We start from the raw sequence: 9,839 nt of genomic DNA on the forward strand, positions 1-9,839 counted from the left end.
CCCCTCCCCCAACCTCTTGCCCGAAGGTTCTGCCTAGATGGACTACCTCCTTCAACTCGCCGCCGACCCCGCCGCGTGGGTGGCCCTGGTGACGCTGGTGGCCATGGAAGTGGTGCTCGGCATCGACAACCTGATCTTCATCTCCATCCTCACCAACAAGCTGCCGCCCCAGTACCGCACCAAGGCCCGGCGCATCGGCATCGGCCTCGCGCTGGTGATGCGGCTGGCGCTGCTCGGCACCATCGCCATCATCGTGAAGCTGACCACGCCGATCTTCTCCGTGTTCGACCACGGCTTCTCCTGGCGCGACCTCATCCTCATCGCCGGCGGCCTGTTCCTGGTGTGGAAGGCCACCACGGAGATCCACCACAACGTGGACCCGCGCACCCATGCGGAGGACGTGCAGGAGTCCAAGGTCACCATCGGCTTTGCCGCGGCCATCGCCCAGATCCTGATGCTGGACCTCGTCTTCTCCATCGACAGCATCATCACCGCCGTGGGCATGACCGAGCACATCCCCATCATGATCATCGCGGTGATCGCGGCGGTGACCTGCATGCTGCTCGCCGCCGACCCGCTGGCGAAGTTCATCGAGGCCAACCCCACCGTGGTCATGCTGGCGCTGGGCTTCCTCATCATGATCGGCATGACGCTGATCGCGGAAGGCTTCGGCGCCCATGTCCCCAAGGGCTACGTCTATGCGGCCATGGCCTTTTCCGCCGCCATCGAGGCGCTCAACATGCTGTCCCGCCGGCGCCGCCCGGCCTCCGGCGGGCATTGAGGCGGGACGCCTGCCCGTGCCTTGCGGACGGATGGCGGCCATCGCACGCCGCCATTTGCGCAAGGCCAATGGCAAGGCGGCGCGCGGCTCTCTATGCTCGCATCGGGCCGGCTCGGCCGGCCCGATTACGACGTCGAGGTCGAGAATGATCGCCTTGTTTGCATCCCGCGCCGCATGGGTACGTCCTGCGGTGCTCCGCACCGCCGGCGCGTTCACCGCCGTGCTGGCCCTCCTTGCCATGTCGGCGCCCGCCCGCGCCCAGGCCTGCCTGGAGCAGATCGTCACCGTCCAGGCCCAGCTCAAGGCGCGCGAGCCCGCGCCCCGGAAGCCGGCGCCCCAGGAGCAGACCATCGCCGCGCAGACCGACCGGCAGCCGACCCCCGGCTCGCTGGCAGCGGCCGGCCTCACGCCGCCGGACAGCGGCGCCTACGGCGCGCTGAACCAGGCCATCAACCTCCAGGCCGGCGGCGACGAGGCGGGCTGCCTCAAGGCCCTCGCCGAGGCGCGGCGTCTGGGCGGGCTGAACTGAGCCCGACGGGAGCTTACCGCGCGCAGGGTGGACCGGCTCGCCTCAGAGCCGGTCGCGCAGGGCGTAATAGCTGAGGCCCGCCACCAGCAGCGGGTAGCGCATGAGCCTGCCGCCGGGAAACGGCGGCACCGGCAGGCGCTGGAGCAGGTCGAAGCGCTCCAGTTGCCCTTTCACCGCCTCGGCCAGGATCTTGCCGAACAGCGGCGCCAGCGCCACCCCCTGCCCGCTGTAGCCGGCCGAGACCAGCACCTTGTCCGACAGCCGGCGCACGAACGGCATGCGGTTGAGGGTGATGGCCAGCACCCCGCCCCAGGCATAGTCGATGCGCACGTCCTGAAGCTGCGGGAAGATCCGCAGCATGTAGGGGCGCACGAAGCGCGCCACGTCTGCCCTGAGGCCGCGGCTGTAGCTCTCGCCGCCGCCGAACAGCAGCCGGCCGTCGCCGCTCAGACGGAAATAATTGATGACGAAGCGACTGTCCGCCACCGCCGCGTCATTGGCGATGATTTCCCGCGCCCGCGCGCCCAGGGGCTCGGTGGCGATGATGTAGTTGCAGATGGGCATGACATGGGCGTCCACCCGCTTGTCGAAGCCGTCCATGAGGCCGTTGCCGCATTCCAGCAGGAAGCCGGCGCGCACCATTCCGCCGCCCGCGGTGGTGACGGCGACCCCCGCACCCTCCTCCGTCACGGCCACGGCGCGCGTGCCCTCGAACAGGCGCGCGCCGGCCCCGGCCGCCGCCCTGGCGAGGCTGAGTGCGAAGTTCAGCGGGTGGAGATGACCCGCTCCCCTGTCGATCACCCCGCCATGATAGGCATCCGTGCCCACGAGGGCACGAAGCTCCTCGCGCGTCAGCGGGTCCACCGCGTCATAGCCGTAGCGCTCCCGCAGCAGGCGCGCGTAATCGTGGCTCTCCTTGACGAAATGCGGCTTGTGGTCGGCATGGATGAGGCCGCCTTTCAGGTCGCACGCCATGCCGTGGCGCGCGATGAGGCCCTTCACCAGCGCCTTGCCCTCCTCGGCGAGGTCCCACAGCTTCTTCGCATCGTCGAGGCCCACGGCCTTTTCGAGCACGTCCTGGCCGTGGCGCTGGCCGGAATGCAGCTGGCCGCCATTGCGGCCCGACGCCCCCGAGCCGACCCGCGCCGCCTCCAGCACCACCACGTCGAAGCCCCATTCCGCCAGATGCAGGGCGGCGGACAGGCCGGTGTAGCCGCCGCCGAGGATGCACACGTCCGCCTTCACCTCGCCCTGAAGCGCGGGAAAGGCGGGACAGGCGATGGCCGTCGCCGCGTACCAAGACGCCGCATGCCCGGACGCCGCGTGGGCGGCGGGATCGAGCCCCGCCGGCGGCCTGGATTGAGCCTCGTCCACCGTGCGCCCCTTCAGACGTTCAGCAGCAGATATTCCCGCTCCCACGGCGAGATGACCCGCATGAAGGTCTCGAACTCCGCCTGCTTCACCGCCGCATAGGCGGCCACGAAGCGATGGCCGAGCACCTCGGCGAGGGGCTCGCTGTCCGAGAAGGCGGCCACTGCCTCCAGCAGGCCGCGCGGCAGGTCGAAGTCAAGATTCTTGGCATCGCCTTCCAGCGGGTCGGTGGCGCGCAGATGCTCGGTCATGCCCAGATAGCCGCAGGCCAGCGAGGCGGCGATGGCCAGATAGGGATTGGCGTCGGAGGACGGCACCCGGTTCTCCAGCCGCCGCGCCTCGGGGGTGGAGGGCGGCACGCGCAGGCCGGCGGTGCGGTTGTCATAGCCCCATTGCAGGTTGATGGGCGCCATGGAATCGCGCGTCAGCCGCCGGTAGGAATTCACATAGGGCGCCATGATGCACATGACGGACGGCAGGTACTTCTGCTGCCCGGCGATGAAGGAGAAGAATTCCGGCGTCGGGCCGCCCTCGTCGTCGGAAAAGATGTTCTTGCCGGTCTGCGTGGAGATGATCGACTGGTGGATGTGCATGGCGCTGCCCGGCTCGTTGGCGATGGGCTTGGCCATGAAGGTGGCGTAGATCTTGTGGGCCAGCGCTGCCTCGCGGATGGTGCGCTTGAACAGGAACACCTGGTCGGCCAGCGTGAGCGGATCGCCGTGGCGCAGGTTGATCTCCATCTGCGCGGCGCCGTCCTCGTGGATCAGCGTGTCGATCTCCAGCCCCTGGGCTTCCGAATAGTCGTAGATGTCCTCGAACAGGGCATCGAACTCGTTCACCGCCTGGATGGAATAGGATTGGCGGCCGATCTCGGGGCGCCCCGAGCGGCCCACCGGCGGCTTCAGTGGATAATCGGGATCGGTGTTGGGCTCCACCAGGTAGAATTCGATCTCCGGCGCCACCACCGGCTTCCAGCCCCTCTTCTCGTAGAGCGAGATGACGTGGCGCAGCACCTGCCGCGGCGCCAGTTCCACCGGGCGGCCGTCGCGATGGTAGGCGTCATGGATCACCTGGGCGGTGGGGTCCTGCGCCCACGGCACCGAGCACAGGGTGGCCAGGTCCGGCTCCATCACCAGGTCGCTGTCGGCCACCACCGAATCCACCAGCCCCTCATAATCGGGATACTCGCCCGAAATGGTCTGGAAGAAGACCGACAGGGGCAGGTTCATCACCGGGGAGGAGAAGAATTTCGAGGCCGGCATGATCTTGCCGCGCGCGACGCCCGCAAGATCGGGGACGGTGCACTCGATCTCGGTGATGCCCCGGCCGGCCATCCAGGCCTTGGCCTCGGTGAGAGAGCTGACACCCCGCGGCGCCGTCACCGGAGTCTTTTGCGCGCCCTTGCTGCGTTTCGCCATGATGTCCTCGCGCGTGAACCGCTCACGCCCCGTGAGGGAACACCTGCGCCATGGCGGGTGTCAACGCGGCTCCGTCGCAGCCGCGCCCCGCCTGCAGCCGGATCATCGTCCCGCTCCGGGACTGCGAAGGAACAGGCATCGAACGAATCGCGATCGAATCGGACGACCCCCCAGGTTCCCGCTTCGCCCCCTACGACCTGTAGGGGTGCGACGGGCCGCACGGCGGATTCAGCATGTCCCCGTTCAGGGGCGCGGCGCGTTCACCGGGACGGTGCCCGACTTCGCCTGCGTCTCGAAGGAAGACGCCGCCAGCACGGCGGTACCGATCATGGTGGCCACCGACACCTTGAAGGGCGCCAGCAGGCGGGTGCCGGCGATGGGCACCAGCCAGACCTGCATGTCCTTGTTCTCTTCCATGTACTTCACGGTGGACCGGGTGGGCCGATGGCCGGCGATGGGGCTGTAGCGCACGCCGCACACCACCGCGGGGCCGGCATAGCCCTCGGTCTTCACCTTCTCCGTCCGCAGGAACGAGAGCTTCAGGTCGTAGCGCTGGCGGCCGTCGAACACCGGGATCGAGCGGTCGCAGGCGGCGGCGGAGATGAGGTCGGCGGTGCCGGGCACAAGGATGAAGGCCCCGCTCATGGGATCGATGACGTTCTGGAGCGCATCGGGGGTGAGCGGCACCCGGTCGGGCACCGGTTTCAGCGGCGGCTCCACGTCCATGTCCTTGACCGCGCCGCCGGCGATGGTGATGCGGGCGGTCTCCGCCTTGCCATCGGCCTCCGCGTTCATGGCATAGATGCGGGGGGCCATCCTGCCGCCCGACAGCACCCCGCGCGACGCGGCGACGCCCTTGCCGGATGACACCGCGCGCAGCACGCCGGTGACCCGGGCGGCGCCGGTGATTTCATAAGCAGTGTCGCCCGCCTCCACCACGATGGAGCCACGCCCGAGTTCCACGCTGCCCACCGTGAGCGTGTATTTGGCTTCAAGGCGCCCGTCGGCGCGGGCGGCGCCGGGCCACGCCAGGAGCGTGCCGGCAAAAACGGCGGCACCGAGCAGGGCGCCGGCAGCCACCGGGAAACGCGCGGACAGGAAGGCGGAACGGGCGGTGGTCATCAGGTGCGTCCGTGGCCGGAAGGGCCGGTTGCCCACGGGAAAGGCCCGCAGATCGGCGGTATCCTTAACTGATGCGCAGGGAAGGCGGCTGAACTGTGGCTCGCCTCCCGTCGGGAAAACCCCGCCCCAGTGCCGCAAGAACGCCCCGCGAATCCTCATGGGTCATTGACTTTACGACCGTTTGTCACGATCTTTCCAGCCTACCCTGAGACGCGGGTCACATGGACGACGGCAGGAGCCGGCGCCGTGGCCCATTCGCCTCGGGTATTTCGTCAATGTCTGAGGAGTGAAAAGCCATTCGTCGCCCCATGAGACCCGTCGCGCCGGAGAAGGATGGTCCGCGCGTCAACGAGGAAATCCGCATCCGCGAAGTCCAGCTGATCGACCAGGATGGGCAAAACCGCGGCGTGGTGGCCATTCGCGATGCTCTCACCCTTGCGCAGGAAGCCGGCCTCGACCTTGTCGAGATCTCGCCGAACTCCGCGCCCCCCGTCTGCAAGATCCTCGACTACGGCCGGTTCAAATACCAGAACCAGAAGAAGGCGAGCGAGGCCCGCAAGAAGCAGAAGGTGGTGGAGGTCAAGGAAATCAAGCTCCGCCCCGGCATCGACACCCACGATTACGAGGTCAAGATGCGCTCCATGGAGCGCTTCTTCGAGGAAGGCGACAAGGTGAAGGTCACCCTGCGCTTCCGCGGCCGCGAGATGGCCCACCAGGACATCGGCTTCAAGCTGCTTCAGAAGCTGAAGGAGGATGTCGCCGCCATCGCCAAGGTGGAGGCCGAGCCCATGCTGGAAGGCCGGCAGATGATCATGATCCTCTCGCCCAGGTGATGGTCCCCAGGTGATCCGCTCGCGCGGCTGATCCTCGCGCCGCTGGCCTCGCCGGGGGCGGGTCCGGTCGATCGGGCTGGACCTCTCGCGGACGCGTCCCATGCCAAGGATCGCTCAAGCACCCAAGAGCCCGTTCGGATCAGATTGCGCCGCGATCTGATCCGAACGGGCTCTCTTTTTGACCGATCCGCTCGACGTTCGGCCGCGGGCGGAAGCGTTGCTTTTCGCCGCGCCGGCACGGAGCGATTGTGCGACATTCTTCGCACACGGTGGGGACGGAATGCCCCAACCGGCATGTTGATACCGCCTTCGCCCGCAGGCCATTTGAAATCGAGTTGCGGCATGGGGGCAGTTTGCTAGACACGGATCATTCCAATTCGTACCTGCGGCCTGAATGCTGGTTCTGCTCATCAACCTCGACCGACGACCGGATCGCCTCGCCTTCGTGCGCAACCAGCTGGACGCGCTGGAAATTGCGTTCGAGCGGATCGAGGCCATCGACGGGAAGGCCGTGGATGTGGGGCCAGGCACCGACCTCATCTCCCCGGTCGAGCGCGCCTGCGCCTTCAGCCACCGCAAAGCCTGGATGCGCTTCCTCGAAAGCGGCGAGAGCCATTGCCTCATCCTTGAGGACGACGTGCTCGTCGCGCCGCAGACCAAGCGGTTCGTCGAGGATCCGCGCGCATTTCCCAGGGGAGCCGAAATCCTGCGGCTGGAGACGCGGTTGCAGCATTCGGTTCTGGGACGCGGCAGGCGGTGCGGCCCGCCCGGCTTCAAGGTGCACCCCCTGCTATCGCGGCACCACGGCTGCGCCGCCTACGTCATCACCCGCGCCTTCGCCGAGCGGGCGGTGCGCGATCTCACCGCGTTCGTCGAGCCGGTGGACGAGGTCCTGTTCCAGGTCGCAAGCCCGAACTACTATCCAAACGTCACCTCCCAGCTCCGGCCCGGGGTGTGCCTCCAGGCGGAGCTGTACGAGCCGGCGCAAAGCACCCCCATCGCCAGGTCAGACCTGGAGGTGGATCGCCGCACCCGCTTTCCCCGGCACGAGCCGGGCGTAAAGATCAAGGTGCAGCGTTCGTTCGCGAAAAAATGTCTGCGCGAGGTTGCCCGCTGGTGGCGCCGAAGCAGGGCCAAGGCGGAGTTTTTCCATGCACGGTTCATTGTCGGACGCGTCTTGCGCGACGTCCCCTTCGCCGGTGGGGTCCTCCCGGTTGCTGCCGCCGCGCTTTCTGTTTCTGGAAGTGAACAAGCGGTGCAACCTGAAGTGCAAGCATTGCGACTTCTGGCAACGGACCGATGACGACCGGGCGAATTACCTCTCCGTCGCCGGCCGCTCCCAGCTGATCGCCGAATTCTCGCAGATCAGTCCCAACGGCAACGTGGTGATCTGCGGCGGCGAGCCCATGCTCGACCTGGAAGATTACTTCACCCTGGCGAAGGCGTGCCGCAGCAACGGCCTCAACGCCCTCTCGGTGGTCAACGGCACGCGCATCCGCGAGGACAAGCTGGCCGAGCGCATGATCCTTGAAGGGCCGCACGAGATTTCCATCTCGCTCAACAGCCCGTTCCCCGCGCAGCATGACGAGACCCGCGGCGTGCCCGGCGCCTTCGACAAGGCGGTCCGCGCCCTGCGGCTGCTGGTGGCGGCGCGCCAGCGCCTGAACGCCCAGGACAAGACCCGCATCTATGTGATGGGGCTCATCTATGGCGACAACTACCGCTCCATCGACGCCTTCTACGATCTGGTCCTGAACGACATCGGCGCCGACAAGCTGAAGCTGAACTTCCTCCAGCCCAGCTTCGGCCAGTCCGGCGAGCAGGACCCCTTCTTCGCCGCCCAGACAAAGGTGGACCCCGACGAGATCGTGGCGATCCTCAATAGCTGCAACGCCAAATACGGCCTCGGCTATAATCCGCTTTGGGTGGCGCAGGTGGGCATGTATTTCCGCTCGCTCTCCGGGGCCCAGGACCTCGACCGCGGCTGGCATTCCAGGACGGCGACGCAGGAGCACATCTGCAATTCCTACGACCGCAACATCATGGTCAACCACTACGGCGTCGCGCGGTTGTGCTTTTCGGGCCAGTTTCCCGGCAAGACGCTGGAGCGCAGCGGCGACCTGAAGCGCTTCTGGCTTGGCTCCGACGCCATCCGCAAGCTGATGCGCTCGTGCAACCAGTTCTGCGGCATCAGCCATTCCGTGAAGCGTGAGAGCAGCACTGTGGCGGGTCGGCAGAAGATGCTCGACCATCAGGCCAATGCCGCTCCCATGGGGCCCGGCCCCGGGATCGCCGGCGACCTCACCTGGAAGATCATGTCGGGCATCCAGGCCGTGGCCCGATTCACCGAGCGGCCGTTGCCCTGATCTCGTCACGAGCCGCGTAACTCGAGCGCCTCGACAGGTATTACGCTACAACGGAGGCATGCTAGAAGTTGTACAATTCCACACTGCGACATCCGGAAGACTCGTGCTGATTCTCCTCATCAACCTGGCTCGCCGACCTGATCGCCTCGCTTTCATGCGCAGCCAGCTCGATGCCCTGGGGCTGGCCTTCGAGCGGATCGAAGCCGTCGATGGGCAGGCTTTGGATTGGAGGGCGGGCACCGGCTGCATCACTGCCGGCGAACGGGCCTGCGCCCTGAGCCACCGCACGGCGTGGCAGCGGTTTCTGGCAAGTGACGAACAGCTCTGCCTCGTCCTTGAAGACGACGCGCTGATCGCGCCGGAAGCAAAGCTGTTGCTTGAGAGCCCGCGCGCTTTTCCGCCGGATGCGGACATCCTGCGGCTGGAAGCCACCCCGCAGTACTCGACGCTCGGGCGCGGCCGGCGGTGCGGGCCAGCCGGCATCAGGGCGCATCGCCTCCATTCGAAGCAGCACGGCACCGCCGCCTACATGATCACCCGCGCCTTCGCGGAACGTGCGCTGCGGGATCTGGTCGATTTCGCCGAGTCCATCGACGTGGTTCTGTTTGAACCGGCGAGCACCGGATACTACCAGAATGTCACATACCAGCTGCGGCCCGGGGTGTGCCTCCAGGCCGAGTTTTACGAGCCGGGGCGCATCGCGGGCCTTGCCATGTCGGACCTGGAGACGGAACGGGCACCCCGCCCGCTCGCGCCGAAGCCGGCACGTTCCGCCAAGGTGAGACGCTCGATCCCGGAAAAATGCCTGAGGGAAATGGCCCGCTGGGGGCGTCGCTTCAGGGTTCTGGCCAAGTTCCACTCCGAGCGGATCATTGTCGGGCGGGTCTGGCGTGACGTGCCCTTTATCGGGACCGTCCTGCCGGTTGCCGTTGCCGCGCTGGCAGCCTCTCCTGAAACATCGCGGCCTAACGTGCCGACCAGCCGCGACGTGCCCGCGGACATCGAGACCAGGCCACCCACTGGCTCTGATCAGACCCAGTGGGTCGGGGAGCCGCAGTGGCGCGCGCAGGATCGGTCGGCGCTCTCAATCCGGAGCTGAAACGCCCCGCCACCAAAAACAAAGGCCCGGCACAATCGGCCGGGCCTCTGGTCCTCAAGCCCCGACCCGCTCACGGGCAGGGGTGCTGATACCCGTCATAGCCGGTGTAGGTGCCGGTGGCCGGGTTGTAGGAGCGGAAGCGCTGGATGCAGTAGGCCACCGCGTCGTCGCCGTAGACCGGCTCCGCAGTCGCCGCGACAGCCCCAAGGGCAAGGCCGCTGGCAACGCCGAGGGCGATCCACGCGCCGCCGTTGTCATAATAGCCCCAGCCCCAGCCCGGCCGATACCAGCCCCAGCCTGGACGCCACGCACCCGGACCC

10 protein-coding genes are annotated in these 9,839 nt (G+C 67.3%); 6 read left to right on the forward strand and 4 right to left on the reverse strand.

Annotated elements, in window-relative coordinates; all coding sequences use genetic code 11:
* The first annotated feature begins 37 nt into the window (after positions 1-37).
* Positions 38-781 carry a TerC family protein gene (locus K9U41_RS19635; protein WP_282642544.1) on the forward strand — a complete coding sequence of 248 codons (744 nt, stop codon included), beginning with the start codon at positions 38-40 and terminating at the stop codon, positions 779-781.
* Between the two features lie 145 nt (positions 782-926).
* The gene (locus K9U41_RS19640) at positions 927-1,310 is read left to right on the forward strand and encodes a hypothetical protein (protein WP_282642545.1); all 384 of its coding nucleotides are present in this window, start codon (positions 927-929) and stop codon (positions 1,308-1,310) included.
* Positions 1,311-1,352: 42 nt separating this feature from the next.
* Here the strand turns inward: K9U41_RS19640 and K9U41_RS19645 are convergent, their stop codons facing one another.
* The 3 genes from K9U41_RS19645 to K9U41_RS19655 form a co-directional block, all read right to left on the reverse strand.
* Positions 1,353-2,684 (reverse strand): NAD(P)/FAD-dependent oxidoreductase, encoded by a 1,332-nt coding sequence (locus K9U41_RS19645; RefSeq protein ID WP_282642546.1) that lies wholly within the window; start codon positions 2,682-2,684, stop codon positions 1,353-1,355.
* A gap of 11 nt (positions 2,685-2,695) precedes the next feature.
* Positions 2,696-4,099, reverse strand: coding sequence for a glutamine synthetase family protein (locus K9U41_RS19650; RefSeq protein WP_282642547.1), 1,404 nt, complete (start codon positions 4,097-4,099; stop codon positions 2,696-2,698).
* A 243-nt stretch (positions 4,100-4,342) separates the two neighbouring features.
* Entirely contained in the window at positions 4,343-5,221 is an 879-nt protein-coding gene (locus tag K9U41_RS19655; protein WP_282642548.1) for a DUF3108 domain-containing protein, read from the reverse strand.
* Positions 5,222-5,529: 308 nt separating this feature from the next.
* On the opposite strand from K9U41_RS19655, the gene infC reads away from it, so the two are divergent.
* The 4 genes from infC to K9U41_RS19675 all read left to right on the forward strand — a co-directional run bounded on the left by infC (position 5,530) and on the right by K9U41_RS19675 (position 9,519).
* Entirely contained in the window at positions 5,530-6,054 is a 525-nt protein-coding gene (gene infC, locus K9U41_RS19660; RefSeq protein WP_012113959.1) for a translation initiation factor IF-3, read from the forward strand.
* Between the two features lie 394 nt (positions 6,055-6,448).
* Complete coding sequence (locus K9U41_RS19665; protein ID WP_282642549.1) at positions 6,449-7,357, forward strand: glycosyltransferase family 25 protein; 909 nt, start codon at positions 6,449-6,451, stop codon at positions 7,355-7,357.
* Positions 7,299-8,420 (forward strand): radical SAM protein, encoded by a 1,122-nt coding sequence (locus K9U41_RS19670; RefSeq protein WP_282642550.1) that lies wholly within the window; start codon positions 7,299-7,301, stop codon positions 8,418-8,420. The genes K9U41_RS19665 and K9U41_RS19670 overlap by 59 nt, the downstream gene beginning before the upstream one ends.
* Before the next feature lie 103 nt (positions 8,421-8,523).
* Positions 8,524-9,519, forward strand: a complete 996-nt coding sequence (locus tag K9U41_RS19675; RefSeq protein WP_282642551.1) for a glycosyltransferase family 25 protein — start codon at positions 8,524-8,526, stop codon at positions 9,517-9,519.
* Positions 9,520-9,589: 70 nt separating this feature from the next.
* Here the strand turns inward: K9U41_RS19675 and K9U41_RS19680 are convergent.
* Positions 9,590-9,839, reverse strand: a 250-nt coding sequence (locus K9U41_RS19680) for a BA14K family protein (RefSeq protein WP_282642552.1), incomplete at its 5' end; no start/stop codon positions are given.

The sequence above is a fragment of the Xanthobacter autotrophicus genome (assembly GCF_029991245.1).
GTDB lineage: Bacteria > Pseudomonadota > Alphaproteobacteria > Rhizobiales > Xanthobacteraceae > Xanthobacter > Xanthobacter autotrophicus_C.

What these genes read in the sequence shown, in the direction of transcription:
- K9U41_RS19655 (WP_282642548.1), bottom strand. Translation starts at nt 5,221, where the DNA reads ATGACCACCGCCCGTTCCGCCTTCCTGTCCGCGCGTTTCCCGGTGGCT.
- K9U41_RS19665 (WP_282642549.1), top strand. Translation starts at nt 6,449, where the DNA reads ATGCTGGTTCTGCTCATCAACCTCGACCGACGACCGGATCGCCTCGCC.
- infC (WP_012113959.1), top strand. Translation starts at nt 5,530, where the DNA reads ATGAGACCCGTCGCGCCGGAGAAGGATGGTCCGCGCGTCAACGAGGAA.
- K9U41_RS19640 (WP_282642545.1), top strand. Translation starts at nt 927, where the DNA reads ATGATCGCCTTGTTTGCATCCCGCGCCGCATGGGTACGTCCTGCGGTG.
- K9U41_RS19635 (WP_282642544.1), top strand. Translation starts at nt 38, where the DNA reads ATGGACTACCTCCTTCAACTCGCCGCCGACCCCGCCGCGTGGGTGGCC.
- K9U41_RS19650 (WP_282642547.1), bottom strand. Translation starts at nt 4,099, where the DNA reads ATGGCGAAACGCAGCAAGGGCGCGCAAAAGACTCCGGTGACGGCGCCG.